Origin of the sequence: Bacillus sp. FSL K6-1006, from assembly GCF_038593175.1 — a bacterium.
Taxonomy (GTDB): Bacteria; Bacillota; Bacilli; order Bacillales; family Bacillaceae; genus Bacillus; species Bacillus safensis.
The window spans coordinates 1,106,318-1,132,304 of sequence record NZ_CP151970.1; the positions used below are offsets into that span (position 1 = coordinate 1,106,318).

Below are 25,987 nucleotides of genomic sequence, written 5' to 3' on the forward strand. Positions count from 1 at the left end.
TTTTCAGTATAAAATAAACCTATATTTAACATACAGGTTCATCACTGCATGTTGCAAAAGGGAGTTGAACATGGCATGAAGTACCAGCGGCTTGTCATGATCTTTTCGTTCCTTCTTCTATTATCTGCCTGCTCGCAGGCGCCTTTAAAAGGAAAAATTGAGAAGGTGGGTTTACTCGTCCCCGATACGATCAATGATCAAGTTTGGGGAACGAAAGGTTATAAAGGCTTATTAAGTATCCAATCAACATTTGGTGTAGATGTTTATTATAAGGAAGGAATGGTCGACAAGGAGAAAATCGTTGATGCCATTGAAGAATTCCATAAAAAAGGAGTCAATTTAATTATTGGCCATGGCAATGAATACAGTGAAATTTTTAACTTGATCAGTGAAGATTATCCAAACATACAATTTATTACGGTCAATGGAAACAAGCCTCAGGCGGGCAATGTCACAAACGTGACGTTTAAAGGTGAAGCGATGGGCTTTTTCGGAGGCATGACAGCTGCACATATGTCAAAAACAAAAAAGATTGGTATTCTTGCTACATATGATTGGCAAAGTGAAGTAGACGGCTTTATCAAAGGAGCAAAATATCAAGATGAACATGTACAAGTATTAGCAGAGTTTGTCGAAAACTGGGATGATGCTGACAAAGCGGTGGAGCTCTATCAAAAATTAAAAAAGCAGGGCGTTGATGTTGTGTATCCAGCAGGTGATGGTTATAATATCCCTGTCATTGAACAAATCAAAGCCGATAATTTATCAGCGATCGGGTACGTCACCGATCAATCCAACCTCGGCAGCCATACAGTTTTAACGAGCACTGTACAGCATGTTGATAAGGCGTACAGTATCATTGCAAAGAAGTTTAATGAAGGCAAGCTAAATGAACAAGATGAGTACTCCTTTGATTTTAAAGAAGGAGTGGTCGAGATGGGGAAATTTAGCTCCACCATTGACGACGCTTTTGTGAAAGACATTGAAAGTGATATTGCGTCTTACAAAAAAACCGGAAAACTGCCAAATGAAAAGTGAGGAGACGACGACATGCAGCACGAAAAATCGATGGAATTTTTACAAATTGCCATGAAGTATTTTCCGCAGGCGAAGGAAGAGTTAGATAAAGCAGGGATTCAGCTTGACCCTGAAGCACTTCAGCCGCTTCTAACATTATTTACATCTGTCATGCAGGAAGCATACGAGCTTGGAAAAGCAGATGCAGAATCAGAAAAAGCCACAGAATAGTGGCTTTTTTTATGATAATTTTTTCTTGAAGGCACTAATCATAGGACCAACATCTTTAAACACAGGCTTCAGCTCATCGATGGAGTTCATAATGTTCCCAATTTGATTCATGACATGCATGTAGTCAATTGAGTCCTCACTTGAAGATGTCTCCGCACGTTCCTCCTTTGCCTCTGTCTTGCTTTTCTCCTTCTCAATCGGCTGTCCAAACATCATTGCTGAGAAAATATCTTTTTGTGCCATATCACATGTTCCTTTCTACTATTGGTATATATCATTAATCTATGAAAAAAGTGAGAGGAAAGGTTAGACGTTTGTATTGCCAAGAAGAAAAAAATAAGGTAAAATTAGTACCAGATACTAATATAAGATCACAATATCACATGCTCGTATGAGTAAAAGGAGTCTTATTCAATGAATGCTGGAATTATTGGCCTTGGCCGCTATATACCTGAAAAAGTATTAACAAATCATGATTTAGAAAAAATGGTTGAAACTTCTGACGAGTGGATTCGTACTAGAACAGGTATAGAAGAAAGAAGAATTGCATCTGATGATGTCAATACATCTCATATGGCGCTTGCTGCTGCAAAAAAAGCATTAGCTGCCGCAGATGTGGCTGCAGAAGATATCGATATGATTCTTGTGGCGACAGTCACGCCAGATCAAGCATTTCCGACAGTTGCTTGCATGATTCAAGAGCAGCTCGGTGCACATAAAGCATGTGCAATGGATATTAGCGCTGCGTGTGCTGGCTTTATGTATGGGCTTGTAACTGGAAAACAATTTATCGAATCAGGAACTTACAAACACGTGCTTGTTGTCGGTGTAGAAAAGCTTTCTCGCATTACAGACTGGGATGACCGTAATACTGCTGTTTTGTTTGGAGATGGAGCTGGAGCTGCTGTGCTGGGAGAAGTCAGCGAAGGCAAAGGAATTCTATCATTTGAACTTGGAGCAGATGGAAGCGGCGGGAAGCACTTGTACTTAGATGAAAAAGATCATACAATCATGAATGGACGAGAAGTATTTAAATTTGCTGTAAGACAAATGGGAGAGTCAAGTGTAAATGTCATTGAAAAAGCTGGACTATCAAAAGAAGACGTTGATTTCTTGATCCCGCATCAAGCAAATATTCGCATTATGGAAGCAGCACGCGAACGCTTAGAGCTTCCGGTTGAAAAAATGTCGAAGACGGTTCATAAATATGGAAACACATCAGCAGCATCCATTCCAATTTCACTATGTGAAGAAATCGAAGCCGGAAAAATTCATGACGGCGATGTGATTGTAATGGTTGGTTTTGGTGGCGGATTAACTTGGGGCGCAATCGCTATGCGATGGGGCCGATAAAAGAGTGGGGTGCACAAATTAATGGATAAGAAACGAGTAGTTGTTACAGGATTAGGTGCTTTGACACCTCTTGGCAACGATGTAGAGTCAACATGGAAAAATGCTTTAGCGGGTGTATCAGGGGTTGGACCGATTACACGTGTCGATTCAAGTGAATATACCGCAAAAGTAGCGGCAGAACTAAAAGATTTTAACATTGAAGATTACATGGAGAAAAAAGAAGCGCGGAAAATGGCACGCTTCACACAATATGCAGTCGTTGCAGCTCAAAAAGCGCTGGAAGATTCACGTCTTGAAATCACAGATGAAATCGCACCGCGTGTTGGTGTATGGGTTGGGTCTGGTATTGGCGGGCTTGAAACATTTGAAGAGCAGTTCGAAGTGTATTCAAATAAAGGGGCAAGACGCGTCAGTCCATTCTTCGTCCCAATGATGATTCCTGATATGGCGACAGGCCAAATCTCTATTGCACTTGGCGCAAAAGGGGTTAACTCTTGTACGGTGACAGCATGTGCAACAGGAACAAACTCGATTGGTGATGCATTTAAAGTTATTCAGCGCGGAGATGCAGATGCAATGATCACAGGCGGAACAGAAGCGCCATTAACAAAAATGTCGTTTGCAGGTTTCTGTGCGAACAAAGCCCTTTCGACAAATCCTGATCCAAAGACAGCAAGCCGTCCGTTCGACAAAAACCGTGACGGATTTGTCATGGGTGAGGGTGCAGGGATTATTGTTCTTGAAGAACTTGAGCATGCCTTAAAACGTGGTGCGACCATTTATGCAGAAATCGTTGGTTATGGTTCAACTGGAGATGCCTACCATATTACAGCACCAGCTCCAAATGGAGAAGGCGGCGTCCGTGCAATGAAAGAAGCGATTCGAGATGCAGGGTTGTCTGTGGAAGATATTGATTATATCAATGCCCACGGTACAAGCACACCTTACAATGATAAATTTGAAACAATGGCGATTAAAGAAGTGTTCGGAGAGCATGCGAACCAGCTTGCGATCAGTTCGACAAAATCAATGACAGGTCACTTACTTGGCGCAGCAGGCGGAGTAGAAGCCATTTTCTCTGTTCTTGCGATTAAAGACAGCGTCCTTCCTCCAACCATTAATCTTGAAACACCGGATGAAGAATGTGATCTTGATTATGTAGCAAATGAAGCACGTTCAAAAGAAGTACAAGTGGCTTTAAGTAACTCACTTGGTTTTGGCGGGCATAATGCGACAATTATTTTCAAAAAATACGAAGCGTAATACTTTCTGAGAAAGCGGCGGTCGATAAACAGATCGCCGCTTTTTTGCATATGATGAAAATGGAGGTGTTTTAGCGGTATGGGTCTGATCAATACACAATATCTCATTCATCAATCATCATCATTTCAGGAGCTTGCAGCGCGCTTTGTTCCTTATTTTAAAGGGGCCGAGGAAAAAGAATGGTCGTCTATCCTCGCTCACCTGCAGCATCACGGGATGGTTCGGTCTTGGAGCTCGTGCAAAAACATGATCGACAAGCTCAAGGAAAAAGGGTATTTCAAGCTTGTCATGAAAGAATATCAAACGCTTCAAAAGCAGTGGAAAGGTCCTGACATTCCCGTGTTTATTTTACCTGTCAACGAGAGCAGCAGAGAAATCAGAGAGCAATTTTATTATCAATCCGGCATGGCATTTGATGACAAGGTCTTTCTTTTTTTGTCTCCAAATACCCCGAAGGAGCGAATCGGTACATTGCTGACTCACGAATATCACCATGTATGCAGGCTGCATTTTCTCTCAAAAGAAGAAAAAGACTTTACATTCCTCGATACAATCATGATGGAGGGGCTCGCTGAATATGCTGTGTATCATAGATATGGAGAAAACTATACAGCGAAATGGACCACCTTCTATAGCGAAGAACAGCTTCAGCGTATGTACAAGAAATGGGTATCCAGTCATCTTGATCAAAGAGTCCAGGACGACGAAAGGCTGATACAGAATCTTCTTTATGGAAAAGGGAACTACCCTAAAATGCTTGGTTACGCTACCGGGTTTTATATTGTGAAAAAATATTTCAATGAGCACCGAATCAGCGAGGAGTCTATGATTGCAGAGCCAGCAGAAACCTTTTTAAAGGCGATAGAATCACAAAGTGAATAATTCACATAAAAAGAGACATATTACAAATTTACTAAATACTTCTTGATTTCGTCATAGCGATGTAATAATATACAAATAATTCTTTTTATTTTTAAAATACAGAATATTCAGGTTCGATTCTATTGATCTAAGGAGAAAGGGGCGAATGAATGAGCACGCTGCTTGAAGTGCAAAACTTAAAAACATATTTTTTTCGAAAAAAGGAACCGATACCTGCTGTGGATGGCGTTGATTTCAGCATCAACAGAGGAGAAACTGTCGCATTAGTCGGTGAGTCTGGGTCTGGCAAAAGCATTACGTCCTTATCCATTATGGGTCTGATTCATGGAACGGGTGGGAAAATTATGGACGGTTCCATTAAACTTGATGGAAAGGACCTTGTTACATATAGTGAAAAGGAATTATGCAGCATCCGCGGTAATGATGTATCTATGATCTTTCAGGAACCCATGACCTCACTTAATCCCGTCTTAACCATCGGAGAACAAATAACAGAAATCCTCATCTATCACAAAAAACTTTCAAAAAAAGAAGCGGTCAAAAAAGCGGTTGATCTGCTGAAGCTTGTTGGTTTTTCCCGCCCGGAGCAAATCATGAAAGATTATCCGCATCGTTTATCAGGCGGCATGCGGCAAAGAGTGATGATTGCCATAGCGTTAAGCTGTGACCCGAAGCTTCTCATTGCAGATGAACCGACAACTGCCCTGGATGTGACCATTCAAGCACAGGTACTCACATTAATGAAAGATTTATGCTCTACCTTTGGTACATCTATTCTTCTTATCACACATGATTTAGGTGTCGTGTCTGAAGTTGCAGATCGAGTGATTGTCATGTACTGCGGACAGGTTGTTGAAAATGGAACTGTTGAAGAGTTGTTTGAACAGCCGCTTCATCCTTACACAGAAGGGCTGCTTGAATCGATTCCTGTCATTGACGGAGACATACAGCCGTTAACAGCCATCAAAGGGAATGTTCCTGCGCCAGATCAGCTTCCAGCCGGCTGCCGCTTTGCTCCTAGATGTCCGCAAGTGAAGGAACGCTGCCTGGGAGAACTGCCTAAGCTGAGAACATTTGAAAATGGCAGAAGCGTCAGATGTTTCTTATATGAGGAGGCAGACCACACATGACCCTTGCTCAAAATCAAAAACAAATAACGGAATTACCAGAGAAAGAAACGATCCTTGAACTGAAACAGATTCGAAAGCATTTTCCGATTAAAGCGGGCGTCTTTCAAAAGAAAGTCGGTGCAGTGAAAGCTGTTGACGGCATAGACTTGAAGATTTATAAAGGTGAAACGTTAGGTATTGTCGGGGAGTCAGGATGCGGGAAATCCACACTAGGCCGGACAATGATCCGCCTATACGAACCAACAGACGGTCAAATTTTTTTTAAAGGGCAAGACATCACGCGCGTATCAGAATCAAAGCTAAGACAATCTACACGAAAAAACATCCAAATGGTTTTTCAAGATCCCTTTGCATCACTCAACCCTAGAAAAACACTTCGAAGCATCATCAAAGAACCCTACAAAACACATCACTTATATTCCTTAAAAGAAAGAAATGAAAAAGTGGAACAGCTTTTATCAAAGGTAGGTCTTCATCCAAGCTTTGCGAACCGCTATCCCCATGAATTTTCAGGCGGGCAGAGGCAGCGGATCGGCATCGCTCGTGCGCTTGCCATGAATCCCGACATGATCATCGCAGATGAGCCTGTATCAGCACTTGATGTATCCATTCAGGCGCAGGTTATTAATCTGATGGAGGAGCTTCAGGAGGAATTTGACCTTACCTATCTATTTATCTCTCACGATTTAAGTGTGGTCAGGCATATTAGCGATAGAGTCGGCGTCATGTATCTCGGCAAAATGATGGAGCTTGCCGATAAGCATAGTCTGTACGATGACCCGCTCCATCCGTATACACAGGCTCTGCTTTCTTCCGTTCCTGTCACCCGTAAAAAAGGGCAGACGAAAAGAGAACGCATTATGCTCCAAGGCGATCTGCCGAGTCCTGCAAATCCGCCAAAAGGCTGCGTATTTCACACAAGATGCCCGCACGCGAAAGAAATCTGTAAAGAAAAAGTACCAGCATTTCAGGAATTAAAAACGAACCACTTTGTTGCCTGCCACCTCTACAACGCTTGATCAAGCTTGTATGATCTCATCTTTGAGAGGGGGGATGAAACAGGATTCGATCATTATTTTTAAAAAAGAATAGGGGGAATTGTCTATGAAAGGTAGAAATAGAAAGTCCATTTTGGTCAGTTTACTGCTGATCTTTACATTAATCCTTGCTGCTTGTTCTGGTGGAAATAAAACGTCTGGAGACAGTGGAAAGAAATCCACAGGTAAACCGGTACAAGGCGGCGATCTTGTCATCGGTTCAATTGCAGAGCCAACATTATTTAACTCGCTGTATTCTACAGATGTGGCAAGCTCTGATATTGAGGAAAGAATCTACAGCTTCTTACTTCAAACAGACGGAAAGCTCAACCCTCAGCTATCGCTGGCAGAGGATATTAAAGAATCTGATGACGGCAAGCAGTTTGATGTCACCATTAAAAAAGGTGTGAAGTTTCATGATGGTGAAGAACTGACTGCTGATGATGTTGTGTTTACATACAGCATTCCAATCAATAAGGACTACAACGGGGAGCGCGGATCAGGCTTTGAAGTTTTAGAGTCTGTTAAAAAGACAGGGGACTACTCGATCGAATTCAAGCTCAATAAAAAAGATCCGTATTTTTATAATGTCACACTAGGAAGCTACGGTATTTTACCTAAGCATATTTTAGGTGATGTGCCTATAAAAGATCTCGGTGAAAACGAATTTAACCGAAAAAAACCAATCGGTTCAGGTCCATTTAAATTTGCAGAATGGAAAGAAGGAGACTACGTCAAACTAGAAGCCTTTGACGATTATTGGGATGGACGTCCTTACCTTGATACTGTCACAATTAAAACCATTCCTGATCAGAATGCAGCGATTGCCCAGCTGTCAGCAGGAGATATTGATTTCTTTGCTGTACCAGGCTCCGAGCTGCAAACAGCTGAAAAAGTGAGCAACATTAAAATCGAATCTGATCTAGGACTCAATTATTCATACATTGGCTGGAACCAGAAAAATGAACTCTTTAAAAGTAAAAAGGTCCGCCAAGCGCTGACACATGCTATTGATCGTCAAACGATTGTTGACCAAGTGCTAGATGGAGACGGCAAAGTAGCCAACATTCCAGAAAGTCCGCTGTCCTGGAACTATCCAAAGGATGAAAGTGTGCCAGTATTTGAATTTGATCAAGAAAAAGCGAAAAAGATGCTGAAAGAAGAGGGCTGGGAGGATACAGATGGAGACGGCTATCTTGATAAGGATGGCAAGAAATTCTCCTTTGTCATAAAGACCAACCAAGGAAATAAAGTTCGTGAAGATATCGCTGTCGTTGTCCAGCAGCAGCTCAAAGAAATCGGTGTGGAAGCAAAGCCGCAAATTGTGGAATTCAGTGCACTCATTGAGCAGACGACACCGCCTAAGTGGGATTATGATGCGCTGCTGCTCGGCTGGAGCCTTGCGACATTCCCTGATCAATTCAGCATATTCCACTCAAGCCAGTCTGAAAAAGGCTTAAATAACATCTGGTATAAAAATAAAGAGGTCGATAAGCTGTTAGTCGATGCTAAAAACTTAAGCGATCGAAAAGATTATTCAAAGGCATATGAAAAAATTTATAAACTTATCGCAGAGGATCAGCCATATACGTTCCTTTACTATGCCAATTCACATCGCGCTATGCCATCTAATCTCCAAGGCTACTCTTACCACCCGAAAGATGAGTATTACAAAATCGAAAAATGGTGGCTTGAACAGTAGGCTGATAGTGAAGAAGGGGGATTCTCCCCCTTTCACCGTGAGAACAATCCCTTGCATTCGGTGTCAGTTCTCTGCGCGGGTGCTAAAAAGATCACTTCGTTCGCTCCGCATCAGCACGAGAATTCAAGGGTTTTCAGATCACGCTGAAAAGAAGACAAAAGGCTAAAATAACATCATTTTGGCCTTTTTTTCACAGAATGGCGATCCGATGAAAAAGGAGTTGTGCATATGGTTACATATATCATTAGAAGGACATTGCTCTCCATTCCCATTTTATTAGGGATTACCATCTTGTCCTTTGCCATTATGAAAGCAGCACCAGGCGATCCGATGTCACTCATGATGGATCCTACTATTAGTGCGGCAGACCGGGAAGCCTTTATTGATAAGTACGGCTTGAACGATCCTGAATATGTGCAATATATGAAATGGCTTGGCAATATGCTACAAGGTGACTTTGGCACATCCATTGTCAAAAAGGGAACACCCGTGGCTGATTTGATTTTTGCCCGGCTGCCAAATACCCTCATCCTCATGATCTTTTCTACAATAGTTGCCCTGCTGATCGCCATCCCATTTGGTGTTCTTTCAGCAAAACGTCCGTATACAAAGCTTGACTATGGCATTACGGTTACATCTTTTATCGGACTGGCTATTCCAAACTTTTGGTTTGGTCTCATCCTCATTATGGTTTTATCCGTGAACTTAGGGTGGTTTCCAACTGGCGGAGTCTCTACCTTGAATGCTGATTTTAATGTGTTTGACCGGCTCCATCACATCATTTTACCAGCCTTTGTTTTAGCAACGGCTGATATGGCAGGGCTGACCCGGTACACAAGGTCGAGCATGCTTGATGTGATGAGGCAGGATTACATTCGCACAGCAAGAGCGAAAGGCTTTAGAGAAAACAAAGTCATTTTTAAGCATGGTTTAAGAAACGGTCTTATGCCTGTCATAACGATTTTCGGATTAATGATACCATCTTTTATTGGCGGCGCAGTCGTGGTGGAACAAATCTTCACCTGGCCTGGACTTGGAAAGCTGTTCATTGATTCTGCCTTTTCGAGAGATTATCCGGTCATTATGGCAATGACCGTTATTTCCGCAGTGCTTGTGGTGGTTGGAAATTTAATAGCGGATATTTTATATGCGATCGTTGATCCGCGTATTGAATATTAGAAGGGAGCTGAAGCACAATTGGCACAGCCTAATATGGGAACACCTCCTGTTGATATCAAATTAAAGGAGGGCCTTCCGCCAAAGCCAGAGACGATGCTGCGTTTGTTTTGCGAGAAATTTTTCAAAAATAAATTGGCGGTTGCCGGCTCTGTGATCTTATTGATCATTATCTTTTCAGCCATTTTCGCTCCAGTGATCGCTCCATATACACCAGAACAGCAAGATTTATTGAAGCGGCTCCAGCCGCCAAGTGCCGAGCATTTTATGGGCACTGACAAGTTTGGCCGCGATATTTTCTCAAGGGTGCTATATGGCGCGCGGGTCTCTTTATTGGTCGGTTTTGTCTCAGTGCTCGGTGCAATCACCATTGGTACTGTCGTTGGTGCGGTTGCGGGGTATTTCAAAGGGTTTGTTGATTCTTTGTTAATGAGGTTTGTAGATGTCGTGTTGTCGATTCCAGACATTTTTCTATTGATTACGCTCGTCACCATTTTCAAACCGGGCATTGATAAATTGATTTTAATCTTTGCTTTGACAGGCTGGACAACAACGGCCAGACTCATCCGCAGTGAATTCTTATCACTTCGAACAAGAGAATTCGTCCTCGCGGCGAGAACCATTGGAACGAAAAATCATGTCATCATCTTTTCGCATATTTTACCGAACTGTATCGGTCCTATTATTGTGTCAGCTACATTAAAAGTAGGCTCCGTCATTTTAGCTGAATCAACGCTCAGCTACCTTGGCTTTGGTATTCAGCCGCCAACGGCAAGCTGGGGCAACATGCTGCAAGACGCACAAAATTTCTCCATTATGGTGCAAGCTTGGTGGTACCCGCTTTTCCCAGGTTTATTCATTTTGCTGACTGTTTTATGCTTTAATTTTTTAGGAGATGGGCTGAGAGATGCGCTTGATCCTAAAAAGCTGAAGTAAAGTTTAAAAGGGCTCTGCGTTTCCTGAACGAAAGAAAGACATGAAGCTCATCATTCTCAGCTTGAAGTTTTGATAAAGTTGGAATAATTTCTCTATCCCTTGCCCATACTGTGGACAACAGTTTTTATAAAGTGAGGGATTGGTTATGTTATTTCTTCATGACGTATGGGTGAATTGGTTTGAAGGGGAAGAGAATGGCTACAATGTGTGTCATTTTCATGAGTGGCGTAAGGAGGACAGTGTTGAACTGTTAGATCAAGTGCCTTTACTTAAGGTGCAGAGCCCTTTGTTTGATTACATAGAGAATGATCTTTCAGAGCTGCCGAAGACGCTGCTAGAGTCTGTATTTGAGAAATCATATATTCGAAAAAATCATGAACGCCGTAAATTAGAGTATTGCTTTGTAGTCACCGACGGAATTCGAATCATTGCTGTAGATACGATAGGGTATTCCATACCTGTGAGAAAAAGCCGCTTGATTCCAAGGCAGGAGCAATTGGTGTATGAAATGGTGAAAGATGTGAAGGCAGAGGAATATGAATTTTCTAAGGACAGCCTTGAATCGACGAAAGAATATCACATTCTATCACTGCCGCCGCAGCATATCAGCGGATTAACGAGAAAAGAAAGACAGCTGAAACAGCTGATGTTTATGGCGCTCGATCAATTAAAAGGGCTCAAAAACAGGGCGGAGATTGCGTATTGGTATACGGAATGGAACCCGCGCATGTACAACCAAATCAAACGAATGTCTTTCGAAGAGATTTGGAACATGCTTTACAATGAAACGATTGATGGGTGGTCAGAGAATCATTTAGCCTTCTGTGAAAAAATGATTAAAGGGCAGCCTTTTTTCGAAAAGCTTTGGGAAATGGAAAACGAATCAAAAGTAAATTAGAAAAAGCTTGCAGCGGCAGTGCTGCAAGCTTTTTTTATTTGCGTTTTCTGCCAAGACCCATCGCATTCTCCATTTTTTTCAGCATTTTGTTTGCTGCGCGGTTTGCTTTTTCAGCACCTTCGTCTAGAATGCGGTCAAGCTCGTCTGATTCAATGAGTTCATAGTATCGATCTTGAATTGGTTTTAAAGCATCAATGACAACGTTCGCAAGATCTCCTTTAAACTCACCATATCCTTTGCCTTCGTACTTTTGCTCCAGCTCTGCAATGGATATGTTGCCTAATACAGAATAAATCGTCAGCAAGTTGGCAATACCAGGCTTGTTCTCTTTGTCATACCTCACGATGCCTTCTGAATCCGTCACAGCACTTTTAATTTTCTTTTCAAGCTGCTTTGGTTCATCTAATAAGGTAATGAAAGATTTTTGGTTCGGATCGGATTTGCTCATTTTTTTCGTTGGATCTGTTAAAGACATAATTCGTGCGCCTTCTTTTGGAATTTTCACTTCAGGCACAGTGAAGATGTCATTGTACTTTCGGTTAAAGCGTTCAGCGAGCGTTCTAGTCAATTCAAGATGCTGCTTTTGGTCTTCTCCAACAGGGACTAAATCAGTACCATATAATAAGATATCGCCAGCCATTAATGGGGGATACGTTAATAGGCCTGAAACAACTGCTTCTTTACCAGCGGATTTGTCCTTAAATTGGGTCATTCTTTCTAATTCCCCAATATAAGCAACACATTGAAGCATCCATCCTGCCTGGGCGTGAGCAGGTACCTCTGATTGGATAAACAATGTCGCTTTCTCTGGATCAAGACCAACAGCTAAATAAAGAGCTGCTAAGCTTCTAATATTTTGGCGGAGAGCTAATCGGTCCTGACTCACTGTAATCGCATGTTGATCCACGACACAAAAATAGCCATGATAGTCATGCTGCAAATCAACAAATTGCTTCATTGCTCCAATATAGTTCCCTAACGTGACAGAACCGCTCGGCTGAATGCCTGAAAAAATTGTCTTCTTTGTCATACTAAAACCTCTTTTCTTCAATATAAAAAGGCCCACCCATCACTTTTCAACAGAAAAGGGACGAATGAACCGTGGTACCACCCTTGTTATTTCACATAGAAATCACTCAAGACGTTGATAACGGAGACTGCTCCGTCTAAGCCTACTCACTTTTTTAGAAGTGTTCGGTTAGCTGCTCCAAAGCCCATTCCATACATGCCATTATCTGCTCACACCGGCCGCAGATTCTCTGTAAATGGTGAATATATGTACTCTTCTTTTTCATCGCAACAATATGTCTATCTATTATAAAGGATGACCATGAAAAAGTCACGAAGCCCTTATGTGACCTTCTCATCATGCCTATTGACACTTAAAATTTTAGATAAAATAACAAATATCTGTCAGAATTTTTTAAAAAAGGATGATTAATTATATGTATAAAACATTATTCCTGCTGAATTTGTTAAATTATTTTAATCAATTTACGCTTTAATTTGTTGAAGTGATTGAGACTTTAGTTTATAAAAATCCCTCTTTATCCCCATTTACGTTTTTAAAAAATATATGAAATTGATATTGCAATAAATTATTCTATTCATTATAATGAATTTGTTCACACGTTTGTGCTAGGCTCTTTACATAGTGAAAATTCAGAAAAAACAAAAGAAATAGAAAGTAAGCTATTCAGGGACTTTTTTACGCTATTTCTTAAATCTGAATCTCATCTTCTATCGAGACCTTTGAACTAAAAACATATTATAAGGGGGAATACAGTTGAAAAAGCGTTGGTCTGTTGTTACTTTAATGCTTATTTTCACACTTGTATTAAGCGCTTGTGGTTTCAGCGGAAACAAATCAGGCGACAGCACGAGCAGTTCTGGAGAGGCTAAAACAACATTAAATGTGAATATCTCCACTGAGCCTTTTTCTCTACATCCGGGATTGGCAAATGATTCAACTTCAGGTAGTGTCATCCGTCAGACTTTTGAAGGGTTAACAAGAATTAACGCTGAAGGAAAGCCAGAAAATGCAATGGCTTCTGATATCAAAACAAGTGCTGATGGTAAAACTTATACATTCACACTTCGTGATGCAAAATGGTCTAATGGCGACCCTGTAAAAGCAGAAGATTTCGAATATGCTTGGAAATGGGCATTAGATCCTAAAAATGAATCTCAATATGCTTACCAGCTTTACTATATTAAAGGTGCTGAAGCAGCGAACAAAGGGAAAGCGAAAGTTGCTGATGTTGGCATTAAAGCTAAAGACGACAAAACGCTTGTAGTTGAGCTAGAAAACCCAACACCGTTTTTTACTGAACTAACTGCATTCTATACTTATATGCCAGTCAACAAAAAAGTGGCTGAAAAGAATAAAAACTGGTACACAAATGCTGGTGAAAACTACGTATCTAACGGACCATTCGTTCTTTCTAAATGGAAACATGGCGGTTCTATCACGCTTGAAAAGAACAATGAATACTGGGATAAAGATACTGTGAAATTGAAAAAAATCAACATGTCTATGATCAAAGATACAAACACTGAGCTTAGCATGTTCAAAAAAGGCGAGCTTGACTGGGCTGGTTCTCCAACTGGAAGCCTTCCAACTGAGTCTTTAAAAACATTGAAAAAAGAAGGCGGTCTGAAAATCCAGACGATCGCTGGTATCTATAACTACAAATTCAACACAGAAGTAAAACCTTTAAACAATGCAAACATCCGTAAGGCCCTTGCATACTCAATCAACCGTCAAGCGATCGTTGACAAAATTACGCAAGGTGAACAAGTTCCAGCAATGGCAATCGTTCCACCAACAATGGAAGGATTCACAGATAACAAAACTGGCTACTTCAAAGATCACGATGTAGATACAGCTAAAAAGCTTCTTGAAAAAGGTGCGAAAGAATTAGGTTATAAGTCTGTTTCTGATCTTCCAACATTGAAACTTTCTTACAACACAGATGAAGGCCACCAAAAGATTGCACAAGCAATTCAAGAAATGTGGAAAAAAGATTTAGGTGTGAAAGTTGAACTTGATAACTCTGAGTGGAACGTATACATCGACAAAATCCACAGCGGAGACTACCAAATCGGACGTATGGGCTGGTTAGGTGACTTCAACGATCCAGTGAACTTCCTTGAGCTTTACAAAGATAAAGACGGCGGAAACAACGACACTGGATGGGAAAGCAAAGAGTACAAACAATTGTTGAATGATTCTGCAAAAGAAACAGATAAAACGAAGCGTGAAGAAATGCTGAAAAAAGCAGAAGAAATCATCATCAACGATATGCCTATAGCACCAATTTACTTCTACACTCAGCTTTGGGTACAAGATCCAAAACTTAAAGGTGTAGTTGTATCTGGACTAGGTGATGTTCAATACAAATGGGCACATTTCGAAAAGTAAGAGTAATAGTGTAAGAGATCTACGGCAAGGATCTTAAGGTATATGGAGGATGTCTCTCCATATACCTTTCTTGCTGATTAGAGAAATTGTTGTAAAATCATGGAGGTGCAATTCCGTTGCTTAAATATATCGGTAAGCGATTAATATATATTTTAATCACACTGTTTGTTATTGTAACTGCAACTTTCTTTCTCATGCAGGCAGCACCTGGTGGTCCATTCTCTGGTGAGAAGAAACTTCCTGCTGAAATTGAAGCAAACCTAAACGAGCACTACGGATTGGACAAGCCCTTATTTGTTCAATATGTAAACTACCTAGGTTCAGTTGCAACATTAGATTTTGGTCCCTCATTTAAATATAAAGGACAAACCGTAAATGACTTAATCAGTTCTGGATTCCCCGTTTCCTTTACCCTCGGAATTGAGGCAATTCTCCTCGCATTAGCATTTGGTGTATTGTTTGGGGTCCTTGCAGCGCTCTATCATAACAAGTGGCAAGACTATACGATTGCCATTTTAACGATCTTTGGAATTTCAGTTCCAAGTTTCATTTTAGCGGCGCTACTACAATATGTATTTGCATCTGAGGCAAGTATTATAGCGATCTTCCCAGTTGCAGGATGGGAGTCTTGGGCAAGCACCGTACTACCTTCTATTGCACTTTCCTTCATGCCAATGGCATTTATCGCTAGACTTGCACGGTCAAGTATGCTTGAAGTACTAAATAGTGACTACATTAGAACGGCTAGAGCGAAAGGGTTAACAAAATCTGCTGTGACGATCAAACACGCCATCCGAAACGCATTGTTACCTGTTATCACATACATGGGACCAATGGCTGCTTCAGTTTTAACAGGTAGTTTTGTCGTTGAGAAGATTTTTGGTATTCCTGGCTTAGGCTCTCACTTTGTCACAAGCATTACAAACCGTGATTACACCGTCATCATGGGTGTCACAGTCTTCTACAGTATTATTCTATTAATCAGTATTCTAGTCGTTGACGTCCTCTACGGTATTATCGATCCTAGAATTAAACTGACGAAGGCGAAGAAAGGGGTCTAACACATGGAAGAGATGAGAAAAGATTTATTTGTGCCTGCGACAGCTGACGCAGCAGAATCTGAAAAAATTTCTAAACCTAGTCTATCTTTATGGAAGGATGCCATGCTTCGCTTCCGTGCCAATAAACTTGCAATGGTTGGACTTACAATCATTTTTATTATCGTGATGCTGGCCATCTTTGTTCCGATGTTTTCTAAATACGATTACTCTACGACTGATTTGCTGAATGCTGACCAGCCGCCTTCAAAAGAACACTGGTTTGGTACAGATGATTTAGGACGTGACATGTTTGTCCGTACATGGGTCGGGGCAAGAATTTCGATCTTTATCGGGCTTGCTGCAGCGGTGCTTGACGTGATTATCGGTATTATCTGGGGAAGTATTGCTGCATTCAAAGGCGGCCGTACAGATGAAGTGATGATGCGTATCGCAGACGTTTTATGGGCAATTCCAACACTATTAATGGTTATCTTAATGATGGTTGTTCTGCCAAAAGGATTATTAACGATTATCCTCGCCATGACAGTCGTAGGCTGGATTAACATGGCACGTATTGTTCGGGGACAGGTTTTACAATTAAAGAGTCAAGAATACGTTCTTGCAGCACAAACATTAGGTGCGAAAACATCTAGACTTTTATTTAAACACTTAATTCCAAACTCAATGGGACCAATCCTTGTGACGATGACATTAACGATTCCTTCTGCTATCTTCACAGAGGCATTCCTAAGCTACCTAGGGCTTGGTGTACCGGCTCCGTTAGCGAGCTGGGGAACAATGGCGTCTGACGGAATTCCAGCCATGACGTATTACCCTTGGAGATTATGGTTCCCAGCCGCATTTATCTGTATTACAATGTTTGGTTTTAACGTGGTTGGAGACGGACTAAGAGACGCTTTAGATCCGAAGTTGCGTAAATAAGGAGTGATTAGGATGGAACGTGAACGTATTCTAGAGGTGAAAGACCTTGCAATCTCATTTAAAACATATGGTGGAGAGGTTCAAGCCATTCGTGGTGTGAACTTCCACTTAAATAAAGGCGAGACACTTGCTATTGTAGGTGAATCTGGCTCTGGTAAAAGTGTGACATCACAAGCGATCATGAGATTAATTCCGATGCCGCCAGGTTATTTCAAGCGCGGACAGATCCTGTTTGATGGCCAAGATATTGTCAAGAAAACTGAAAAACAAATGCAAACCATTCGAGGAAAAGATATCTCAATGATCTTCCAAGATCCGATGACGTCTTTGAATCCAACGATGAAAGTCGGGAAACAAATTACAGAAGTGCTGTTCAAGCATGAACAAATTTCAAAAGAAGCGGCTGAAAAAAGAGCCATTGAACTATTGGAGCTCGTTGGAATTCCAATGCCTGAAAAAAGAATTAAACAATATCCGCACGAATTTAGTGGCGGGATGAGACAAAGGGTTGTCATCGCCATGGCGCTTGCAGCAGATCCAAAGCTGCTGATTGCCGATGAGCCGACGACTGCACTTGATGTAACAATTCAAGCACAAATTTTAGAATTAATGAAAGAAATTCAGCAAAAGGTTGACACTTCGATTATCTTTATTACGCATGATCTAGGTGTTGTTGCCAACGTCGCTGATCGTGTAGCTGTTATGTATGCAGGACAGATTGTGGAGACAGGGACTGTCGATGAAATTTTCTACAATCCTAAGCATCCGTATACATGGGGACTTTTAGCATCCATGCCGAGTCTTGACACAGATGGCGGAGATGAAGGAAAGCTGACTGCCATTCCAGGAACACCGCCAGATCTGACAAACCCGCCGAAAGGAGATGCATTTGCACTCCGCAGCGATTATGCAATGAAAATTGACTTTGAACAAGAACCGCCAATGTTCAAAGTATCAGATACGCATTATGTGAAATCATGGCTACTTCATCCGAATGCACCTAAAGTTGAACCGCCTGCTTCTGTAAAGGCGAGAATGCGTGAACTAGAAGGTAGCTACGAAAAACCTGTATTAGTAAAAGAGGGTGAATAGCATGGCAGAAAAACTGTTAGAAATCAAAAATTTGAAGCAGCATTTCCATACAGCAAGAGGAACTGTGAAAGCAGTTGATGGGGTTTCATTTGATATTTACAAAGGTGAAACGCTTGGTCTTGTAGGTGAGTCTGGTTGTGGTAAATCCACTACGGGCCGTTCGATCATTAGACTTTATGATGCGACAGATGGTGAAGTTCTTTATAAGGGAGAAAATGTACACGGGAAGAAATCAAGACAAAAAATGCTTGAGTTCAACCGTCAAATGCAGATGATCTTCCAAGATCCATATGCTTCACTCAACCCTAGAATGACAGTGCTTGATATCATTGCAGAGGGCATCGACATTCATGGCCTTGCAAAAACAAAACAGGCGCGTAAAGAGCGTGTGTACCAATTACTTGAAACTGTTGGCTTGAACAAAGAGCACGCGAACAGATACCCGCATGAATTCTCAGGCGGTCAAAGGCAGCGTATCGGAATTGCCCGTGCATTAGCAGTAGAGCCGGATTTCATCATCGCCGATGAACCAATCTCTGCATTAGACGTGTCGATCCAAGCGCAGGTCGTCAATTTATTGAAAGAGCTTCAAGAGGAAAAAGGTTTAACGTACTTATTCATTGCCCATGACTTGTCCATGGTAAAATACATCAGCGATCGTATCGGTGTGATGTATTTTGGAAAATTGGTTGAGCTGGCACCAGCGAATGAATTATACGAAAACCCGCTTCATCCATATACAAAATCATTGCTGTCTGCGATTCCGCTTCCAGATCCTGATTATGAGCGTAACCGCAAACGAATCAAGTATGATCCATCTGTTCACAAAGGAACAAACACCGAGTTCCGTGAAGTGAAGCCAGGTCACTTTGTGAGCTGCACAGAGGAAGAATTCAAAGAGCTACAGGCGAAACAATCATAAGAAGGAAGAAGCACTGCTAAGTCAGTGCTTCTTTTATTTGGGTCTGGTTTCATATATTGGAAAGTGTCACTCATCAAAAAGAAATAAACTCAATCATAGGTGAAGTGATAATGAGGAGTTTAATTCAAAATAAGGAAAAATATGATACGCTTAAGTAATGAAAGTTCAAATTGTATACTATTTCGTTTGGGGGAGGACAATTGAAAAAAATAACATTATCAAATGGAGAAACAGTTGAAGTCGAGTGTCTTAGTTGTGCTTTAACGAATGGATTAGTTGAACCAGAAGGTGGTGTGGTTATTGAAACAGAGTACTTTCACGCCCATCAAGATGTCGCTTATCCAATCAGAGGGCTAATAATTTTAGCTTCAAAAAGACACATCAAATGTTTAGATGATTTAACTAATTCGGAAAGATTAGACTACATAGACGTTTTAGCAAAGATAAGAAAAGCACAAAGAACCGCTTTAGGGATAGAACATGTCTATTATTTTTACAACGAAGATACAACCCATCATTTTCATACTTGGATGGTACCAAGATATGAATGGATGTATAACTTCGGGCGTTCAGTTGAATCAGTCCGACCAGTATTACTTCACGCTAGAAATGAAATGAACACTAAAGAAAATATTTTAGAAGTTAAGGAAGCCATCAACATTCTGACCAAAGAATTAAACAAATAAAAGGAGGGAAAAATAGGATGTTGAGATGGAAAACCTTTCGTTATTCATTGCTTCATGTTCTCATTGTATTCATGCTTTTTTCAACGTCTTTTTTCAGGAAACCAAACGGAGGAAAGTGGATGCTCGCGTTTATGGTACTCATTGGGATTGTGTCTTTTTCAATGGAATATATGCTTAACCGAAAGACAAGCGGTCAGAAGCAAGAAGCATGGCGCGTAAAATATCTTTATTTCATTATGCTTCAAATTGCGATGACAATTATCCTGTTTGTCTGTATTCAACTCGTCATGAATCGTTCGTTATAAAACTTTTTTTGCGTTAATTGAAAAAAAGTGAAACTACTTAAGACTTTGCTGCGTCTTACTAGTACAGGCGTTTAAATAGCAGGAAATCGGGAATATCTAAGGAAGTGGTTCTTAACTAAAGCATAAGGAGCAGATCCATGAATTGGTATGAAAAGCTCAGTGAATACTTCCCGATAGAAGAAATGAAGTCAAAAGAGCATATGGAAGCTTTATTAAAGGAAAGAAGTGATATTTATCATAAGGAAGAAGGACCTCATCATGTGATGATGTACGCCGAATTTGATTCTTTCATCTTTATTGATTATTTATTTGTTTCCAAAGATGCAAGAGGTGAAGGCCTCGGGTCAAAGCTTATTCATAAGCTGAAGGAAAAAAAGAAACCGATCTTGCTTGAGGTTGAGCCTGTAGATGAAGATGATGCAGATACTGCAAAACGCCTAAAGTTTTACCAAAGAGAGCACTTCAAGCATGCAGAATCAATCGGTTATAAACGCAAGTCACTTGCAACAAATGAAGTGAACCGCATGGAAATTCTTTATTGGTCGCCTCTTACAAATCATGAGGAAGAGATCATGGAAGCCATGAGGAAGACCTATGAACGAATCCATACGTATAAAGATGAAGAATGGTATGGACAATCGTATGAGGATGTTGATGATGTATTGAAGATCATTGAAAATAGAAAGCAAAAAAATATTTTCGATCATCTCGACTAAATGAGAATGTTCTGACATCCAGCAGCACCACAAAATGAATGAAATTGTCTAGTTTTTGTCACAAAAATTGCAAGAAAATCTGTTCACACTTACTTTTTTATAGTATAATCACTATAAAGATTACTTATTTAGAACAATTTTAATTTAAGAATACAGATCAATATTCATTCTACAAATTGAGGAGTGAAGATTTATGGTAACATTATACACATCACCAAGCTGTACATCATGTAGAAAAGCAAGAGCGTGGTTAGAAGAGCACAATATCCCATATCAAGAGAGAAACATTTTTTCTGAGCCTCTTTCAATCGATGAAATCAAAGAAATTCTTCGAATGACAGAAGACGGTACAGACGAAATTATCTCAACACGTTCAAAAGTATTCCAAAAACTAAATGTCAATGTTGAGACAATGCCGCTTCAACAATTGTATAAACTAATCAATGAGCATCCAGGTCTTTTGCGTCGTCCAATTATCTTGGATGAAAAAAGATTACAAGTTGGGTACAATGAAGATGAAATTAGACGTTTCTTACCAAGAACGGTTCGTACATTCCAACTAAGAGAAGCTCAGCGACTTGCTAACTAATAAAAACATAAAAAGCTGCCGATCATTTGGCAGCTTTTTTTATTTATTTTCAGCCGTTTGTTCGTAAAAGAGGCTCGCTAATATGACCACTATGACGGTTAAAAACGGAAGCATCAATTCAAGCGTGGCATGCTGTGCCATAAATTCAGCCAATTTCACATCACGTACAATCATTTCACCCCCTGTAAAGGCCAAGAGAGCACTTCCTCCGTATAAAAGAAACGGAAATTTAGTTAAAGCTGCATGAATCAGCTTGCTTCCCCAAATAATAATCGGTACAGAAATCATGAGACCAAAAGCGGTCAGAAGCATGTTGCCTTTTGCTGCACCTGCAACTGCGATGACATTATCAAGTGACATAAAGAGGTCAGCAATCACAATGGTTTGAACCGCACGCCAAAGGGAGCCGCTGCTCTTAATCCGAATGGATTCCTTCTTTTGTTCAATTAACAGATTGTATCCTATATAAAGGAGAAAAAGACCGCCAATAAACTGCAAATAAGGGATAGTCAATAAATAAACTGCGGCACCAGTCATTGTAATTCTCATCAGCACGGCCAAAAGTGTGCCGATCCAAATGGCTTTATTGCGTTTCTCATGTGATAAGCTTCGACTGGCCATCGCAATGATGAGCGCATTATCTCCGCCTAAAATCAGGTCTATGCCAATAATCATCAGTAAGGATACGATCCACTCTGTTTCCATCTATTTCACCTCATGTCCCAAATAGAGCTCGTACAACCAATATATGAGGACAATTCAAATATATGTTTCTGCAAGTTTTCTCTGCAAAAAATGCGTTTTTATTTCTTTTATTCATGTTTTATCATAAAATAGACAGTACGAAGCAATACCTCAATTCTTTAAACGGTTAACATGTAGACGGAACGGGTAAAGTGTAGTAAAGTACTATTAATTGGGAGCTTGTATGTCCCTTCAACATCTTATATAGAAGGGAAGGTTGGCAAAATGGAAATCGAAAGAATAAATGAACATACAGTCAAATTTTATATTTCCTACGGTGATATTGAAGATCGCGGATTTGACCGTGAAGAGATCTGGTACAATCGTGAGCGCAGTGAAGAGCTGTTTTGGGAAGTAATGGACGAAGTGCACGAAGAAGAAGAATTTGCAGTAGAGGGACCGCTTTGGATTCAAGTACAGGCACTTGACAAAGGTCTTGAAATTGTCGTGACAAAAGCCCAACTTTCTAAAGATGGACAAAAGCTCGAATTGCCGATTCCAGAAGATAAAAAAGATCAAACAGATGAAGAAAGCTTAGACGCACTGCTTGATGATTTTCATAAAGAAGAGCAAGATCAAGAAGACCATAATGAGAAGGACAAAAAACTTCAACTTCAATTCGTATTGAAAATGGATGACTTTGAAGATTTGATTGCACTTTCTCAATTAAATATGCAGGATTTTACCACAAGTTTATATTCGTTTGAAAACCGTTATTATCTATATGTTGACTTCCACGAGGATTTGTCAGATGAGCAAGTGGAGAATAAGCTCAGCATTTTGCTTGAATATGCTCACGAATCAGTGGTCAGCATCTACAGACTGAAAGAATACGGTCAGCTGATTATCGAAGGGAATGCCCTTGAAACGATTCAACAGCACTTCTCGTAACTAACAAAAAGTCGATTTCTATAGAGGAATCGGCTTTTTTATCTGAATGAATAGGTAAATAAAGAGATCGGCAAGGAGAAAAATGAAATGAGAAATGTAGTCAAAGTTCTATTTTTTCTAATCATTACGGTAGGTGCTTATTTAATCATCCAATTGATTGTCGGTGATTTAGCGGTAAGTGTATTAAGTTCTGTGAGTGTTCTATTTACTTTATCGATTATTTTCATCGGATTTGTTATTTTCTTGGAGAACCGGAATCCGTCTCAAACGATTACATGGCTTGTCCTGCTTGGCAGCTTTCCGTTATTCGGCTTTTTGTTCTACATTTTCTTTGGACGCAATATCAAAAAGCGCCGGCTGTTTGAAAAGAAGGCGGTATTGGACGAGAAGTTAATTCAGGAAGATGAACGTATCCATAGAGAAGCGATTGAAAAAATGACGCATATGGGTGATCATCAGCAGCTCTTATTTAAGCTGGCCCACAGACTCGGACATACTCCTATTACATATCGCACGTCCTCTAAAGTCTTAACCAATGGTGAAGAAACATTCTCTCATATTTTTGAAGAGATTAAAAAAGCAACTCATCACATTCATTTAGAATATTACATTCTCCGCCACGACGACCTTGGCCAAGAATTAAAGGACATTCTTATTGAAAAAGCGAAAAATGGCGTGATTGTCCGCTTTTTATATGACGATGTAGGAAGCTTAAAGCTCTCCCGTCAATATATTGCTGACCTAGAAAAGGCTGGCGTTCAGATCGTTCCGTTTTTACCAGTAAGGCTCCCCCTTTTAAATAATAAAATCAACTTCCGAAATCATAGAAAAATTGTCGTAATTGATGGGGAAGTGGGATTTGTCGGCGGGCTTAACATTGGAGACGAATACATGGGCAGAAGCAGACAATATGGATTCTGGCGTGATACTCATTTGATGATTAAGGGCGAAGCTGTTCGTGACCTCCAGCAGATTTTCATGCAGGATTGGTACTATATGACGAATGAAAGATGCTCTGGTGTGGACTATTTCAAAGATTTCAGCCACCTTGAGAGTACAACAGAAGGCGTACAAATGATTGCTGGCGGGCCTGACAAGCAGTGGGAGGTCATTAAAAATCTTTTTTTCTCCATGATCATCTCCGCCAAAAAGTCCATCTGGATCGCTTCACCGTATTTTGTGCCGGATGATGATATTTTGTCCGCATTGAAAATTGCCGCATTGAGCGGAGTAGATGTACGGATTATTGCTCCAAAGAATCCAGATAAACGGATTGTTTTCCATGCATCTCGTTCATACTTCCCGGAGCTTCTTGACGCAGGAGCAAAGGTATACGAGTATGATCAAGGCTTTATGCATAGTAAATTTATTATTGTGGATAGCGAGCTGGCTTCGATAGGAACGGCAAACATGGATATGAGAAGCTTTCATTTGAACTTTGAAGTGAATGCCTTCCTCTATAAAACAAAAAGCACCGAGAAGCTCGTCAATGATTTCTTAGGTGATTTAGAGCAGTCACATGAAATTGTTCCAGAAGAGTTTGCAAAGAGACCCTTGGGGGTCAGACTGTTTGAATCAACAGCAAGATTATTATCACCACTTTTATAAAGATTGTATTTTCCCCCTTTTCTATAAGGGGGATTTTTGATTTTACCGAAGAAATGATTATTAAAATTATCTTTTGACACGGTAAAAATTCATTTTGCCTTTTCGCTTCCTTATAGACGAACAAGCTATAATACGGTTATCAAAGAGCGAGGGGCGAACTGAATGAACGCAGCAATTATGGATAACGGTAAGCTTATCCGAATGACACATCATCTATCGAAAAGCCGTCTGGAGCATGTAAGAACGACGTGCAAATTTTATTGTACTGAGTGCAGGGAGGAGGTGCAATTAAAGCTAGGGGAGCATCGTGTCTATCATTTTGCGCATAAACAGCTGACAGCATGTCCGCTAGCTTCAGGCGAAACGGCTTATCATCAGGCGGGAAAGGAAGCCATTATGAATTGGCTGAAGGGGCTTGGACATAAACCGGCGCTGGAAAAGTATATGTCAAATATTCATCAGCGTCCTGATGTGACCGTCTCTATAGAAAATGAAAACTATGCAATTGAATTTCAATGTGCAAATATTTCCCGGCAAGAGCTTCGCAGAAGAACAGCAGGTCTCCGCGAGGCAGGGCTCTTTCCCATATGGATGATAGGGGCAAATCGTTTAAACCGAAAATCTGCCCAGCTTTTTTCTTTCTCCTCCATTCATTGGGGAATTTTAAGGGAATCAGAGGAAAGGCGCTTGATTTTTTTCTGCCCGATCCAGAAAAGGTTCATCCATCTTGATCAATTCCTCGTGTTTCAACCAACGAAAATATGTGCGGCCATGACTGTCAGACCACCTTCAGCATACCGTGATATTCCGGCACTTCTATCTCTGCCTTCCAGTAAGCGTCAAGTAAACCAACAATGGATTAAATGTATACAGCAATTTAGGCAGCGTCCTCCTCGCAGTTTATCAAATGAAAGCAAACGTTTGAGAAATATTTTTTATGAGCATCATCATACGGCATTCCCTTTTTTGCCAACTGAATTATTTATTCCGGTGCAAGAAGCGTATATCTTTACAAGTCCCGTGTATGTTTGGCAAGGGTGTCTCTATGATTGGATGATGCGGAAAAAAGGAAGCGGAAGAGTGACGATTCAACAGCTGATGATGGAAATCAATCGCTGTGTGCAAATGAAAGAAGTGAAACTCCGATATGGCGATGTTTCAAGAGAAGAAATAAAAGAGGTGGTCACTGCATATGTAAATGCGCTTGTAAGACAAGGGTTTTTACATATGACGAAAGAGGGTAATTATGAAGTATCGTCGAATCAAATGCCTATACGAACACTAGATGAAGTGTTAAAACGAGATGCTTTCTTATTTCATTAGCATGTTTCATGACCACTTTGATCATGATAAGAAAAAGGTGGTGTTGCTATTGAATCAAAAGAAACGCTTTTTCCTCATTT

The 25,987-nt window shown here is 40.6% G+C and carries 26 protein-coding genes and 1 other annotated feature; of the genes, 23 read left to right on the forward strand and 3 right to left on the reverse strand.

Annotated features, from left to right (window positions below):
• The first annotated feature begins 75 nt into the window (after positions 1–75).
• Positions 76–1,038 (forward strand): BMP family ABC transporter substrate-binding protein, encoded by a 963-nt coding sequence (locus tag NSS65_RS05525; protein ID WP_024425055.1) that lies wholly within the window; start codon positions 76–78, stop codon positions 1,036–1,038.
• Positions 1,039–1,050: 12 nt separating this feature from the next.
• Positions 1,051–1,248: a ComZ family protein gene (locus NSS65_RS05530; protein ID WP_034282083.1), complete on the forward strand. Its 198-nt coding sequence runs from the start codon at positions 1,051–1,053 to the stop codon at positions 1,246–1,248.
• 9 nt (positions 1,249–1,257) lie between these two features.
• On the opposite strand, the gene NSS65_RS05535 is transcribed toward NSS65_RS05530, so the two are convergent.
• Entirely contained in the window at positions 1,258–1,491 is a 234-nt protein-coding gene (locus tag NSS65_RS05535) for a hypothetical protein (RefSeq protein WP_034282082.1), read from the reverse strand.
• A gap of 171 nt (positions 1,492–1,662) precedes the next feature.
• Here NSS65_RS05535 and NSS65_RS05540 point away from each other — a divergent pair, with 171 nt between their 5' ends.
• From NSS65_RS05540 to NSS65_RS05580, 9 genes are all read left to right on the forward strand, one after another.
• Entirely contained in the window at positions 1,663–2,601 is a 939-nt protein-coding gene (locus tag NSS65_RS05540) for a beta-ketoacyl-ACP synthase III (protein ID WP_034282079.1), read from the forward strand.
• 21 nt (positions 2,602–2,622) lie between these two features.
• Positions 2,623–3,864 carry a beta-ketoacyl-ACP synthase II gene (fabF, locus tag NSS65_RS05545; RefSeq protein ID WP_034282078.1) on the forward strand — a complete coding sequence of 414 codons (1,242 nt, stop codon included), beginning with the start codon at positions 2,623–2,625 and terminating at the stop codon, positions 3,862–3,864.
• A gap of 78 nt (positions 3,865–3,942) precedes the next feature.
• Positions 3,943–4,746, forward strand: a complete 804-nt coding sequence (locus tag NSS65_RS05550) for a DUF2268 domain-containing protein (protein ID WP_326133279.1) — start codon at positions 3,943–3,945, stop codon at positions 4,744–4,746.
• Positions 4,747–4,895: 149 nt separating this feature from the next.
• Positions 4,896–5,876, forward strand: a complete 981-nt coding sequence (locus tag NSS65_RS05555) for an ABC transporter ATP-binding protein (RefSeq protein ID WP_034282076.1) — start codon at positions 4,896–4,898, stop codon at positions 5,874–5,876.
• Positions 5,873–6,895, forward strand: coding sequence for a dipeptide ABC transporter ATP-binding protein (locus NSS65_RS05560; protein WP_252050343.1), 1,023 nt, complete (start codon positions 5,873–5,875; stop codon positions 6,893–6,895). The genes NSS65_RS05555 and NSS65_RS05560 overlap by 4 nt, the downstream gene beginning before the upstream one ends.
• 85 nt (positions 6,896–6,980) lie before the next feature.
• A complete protein-coding gene (locus NSS65_RS05565; RefSeq protein WP_046310550.1) occupies positions 6,981–8,615 on the forward strand; it encodes a peptide-binding protein in 1,635 nt (544 codons plus the stop codon).
• 228 nt (positions 8,616–8,843) lie between these two features.
• Entirely contained in the window at positions 8,844–9,794 is a 951-nt protein-coding gene (locus NSS65_RS05570; protein ID WP_111927225.1) for an ABC transporter permease, read from the forward strand.
• Between the two features lie 33 nt (positions 9,795–9,827).
• Positions 9,828–10,727, forward strand: a complete 900-nt coding sequence (opp4C, locus tag NSS65_RS05575; RefSeq protein WP_111927227.1) for an oligopeptide ABC transporter permease — start codon at positions 9,828–9,830, stop codon at positions 10,725–10,727.
• 145 nt (positions 10,728–10,872) lie between these two features.
• Entirely contained in the window at positions 10,873–11,625 is a 753-nt protein-coding gene (locus tag NSS65_RS05580; protein WP_024426484.1) for a YjbA family protein, read from the forward strand.
• A gap of 34 nt (positions 11,626–11,659) precedes the next feature.
• Here the strand turns inward: NSS65_RS05580 and trpS are convergent, their stop codons facing one another.
• On the reverse strand, positions 11,660–12,655 hold the full coding sequence (gene trpS, locus NSS65_RS05585; RefSeq protein ID WP_144496571.1) for a tryptophan--tRNA ligase: 996 nt from the start codon (positions 12,653–12,655) through the stop codon (positions 11,660–11,662).
• A gap of 53 nt (positions 12,656–12,708) precedes the next feature.
• Positions 12,709–12,929: a binding site (T-box leader), on the reverse strand.
• 482 nt (positions 12,930–13,411) lie between these two features.
• On the opposite strand from trpS, the gene NSS65_RS05590 reads away from it, so the two are divergent.
• The 9 genes from NSS65_RS05590 to spxA all read left to right on the forward strand — a co-directional run bounded on the left by NSS65_RS05590 (position 13,412) and on the right by spxA (position 21,341).
• On the forward strand, positions 13,412–15,049 hold the full coding sequence (locus NSS65_RS05590; RefSeq protein ID WP_034282068.1) for a peptide ABC transporter substrate-binding protein: 1,638 nt from the start codon (positions 13,412–13,414) through the stop codon (positions 15,047–15,049).
• 116 nt (positions 15,050–15,165) lie between these two features.
• Positions 15,166–16,110, forward strand: a complete 945-nt coding sequence (locus NSS65_RS05595; protein ID WP_024425044.1) for an ABC transporter permease — start codon at positions 15,166–15,168, stop codon at positions 16,108–16,110.
• A gap of 3 nt (positions 16,111–16,113) precedes the next feature.
• Complete coding sequence (locus tag NSS65_RS05600; protein WP_024425043.1) at positions 16,114–17,031, forward strand: ABC transporter permease; 918 nt, start codon at positions 16,114–16,116, stop codon at positions 17,029–17,031.
• Between the two features lie 3 nt (positions 17,032–17,034).
• Positions 17,035–18,123 (forward strand): ABC transporter ATP-binding protein, encoded by a 1,089-nt coding sequence (locus tag NSS65_RS05605; RefSeq protein WP_087975602.1) that lies wholly within the window; start codon positions 17,035–17,037, stop codon positions 18,121–18,123.
• 1 nt (position 18,124) lies between these two features.
• The gene (locus tag NSS65_RS05610) at positions 18,125–19,045 is read left to right on the forward strand and encodes an ATP-binding cassette domain-containing protein (RefSeq protein WP_024425041.1); all 921 of its coding nucleotides are present in this window, start codon (positions 18,125–18,127) and stop codon (positions 19,043–19,045) included.
• Positions 19,046–19,245: 200 nt separating this feature from the next.
• A complete protein-coding gene (locus NSS65_RS05615) occupies positions 19,246–19,731 on the forward strand; it encodes a diadenosine tetraphosphate hydrolase (protein ID WP_326135032.1) in 486 nt (161 codons plus the stop codon).
• A 17-nt stretch (positions 19,732–19,748) separates the two neighbouring features.
• The gene (locus NSS65_RS05620) at positions 19,749–20,036 is read left to right on the forward strand and encodes a hypothetical protein (protein ID WP_111927229.1); all 288 of its coding nucleotides are present in this window, start codon (positions 19,749–19,751) and stop codon (positions 20,034–20,036) included.
• Between the two features lie 137 nt (positions 20,037–20,173).
• Positions 20,174–20,752 (forward strand): GNAT family N-acetyltransferase, encoded by a 579-nt coding sequence (locus NSS65_RS05625; protein ID WP_251218724.1) that lies wholly within the window; start codon positions 20,174–20,176, stop codon positions 20,750–20,752.
• Positions 20,753–20,945: 193 nt separating this feature from the next.
• Complete coding sequence (spxA, locus tag NSS65_RS05630; protein ID WP_003211421.1) at positions 20,946–21,341, forward strand: transcriptional regulator SpxA; 396 nt, start codon at positions 20,946–20,948, stop codon at positions 21,339–21,341.
• Between the two features lie 39 nt (positions 21,342–21,380).
• Here the strand turns inward: spxA and NSS65_RS05635 are convergent, their stop codons facing one another.
• Positions 21,381–22,046 (reverse strand): TerC family protein, encoded by a 666-nt coding sequence (locus NSS65_RS05635; protein ID WP_061109674.1) that lies wholly within the window; start codon positions 22,044–22,046, stop codon positions 21,381–21,383.
• Positions 22,047–22,310: 264 nt separating this feature from the next.
• Between NSS65_RS05635 and mecA the strand changes: the two genes are divergently transcribed.
• From mecA to NSS65_RS05650, 3 genes are all read left to right on the forward strand, one after another.
• The gene (gene mecA, locus NSS65_RS05640) at positions 22,311–22,976 is read left to right on the forward strand and encodes an adaptor protein MecA (protein WP_024425038.1); all 666 of its coding nucleotides are present in this window, start codon (positions 22,311–22,313) and stop codon (positions 22,974–22,976) included.
• Positions 22,977–23,063: 87 nt separating this feature from the next.
• Positions 23,064–24,584, forward strand: a complete 1,521-nt coding sequence (cls, locus tag NSS65_RS05645; RefSeq protein WP_034282056.1) for a cardiolipin synthase — start codon at positions 23,064–23,066, stop codon at positions 24,582–24,584.
• Between the two features lie 162 nt (positions 24,585–24,746).
• The gene (locus NSS65_RS05650) at positions 24,747–25,907 is read left to right on the forward strand and encodes a competence protein CoiA family protein (RefSeq protein ID WP_254001642.1); all 1,161 of its coding nucleotides are present in this window, start codon (positions 24,747–24,749) and stop codon (positions 25,905–25,907) included.
• Positions 25,908–25,987: the final 80 nt, after the last annotated feature.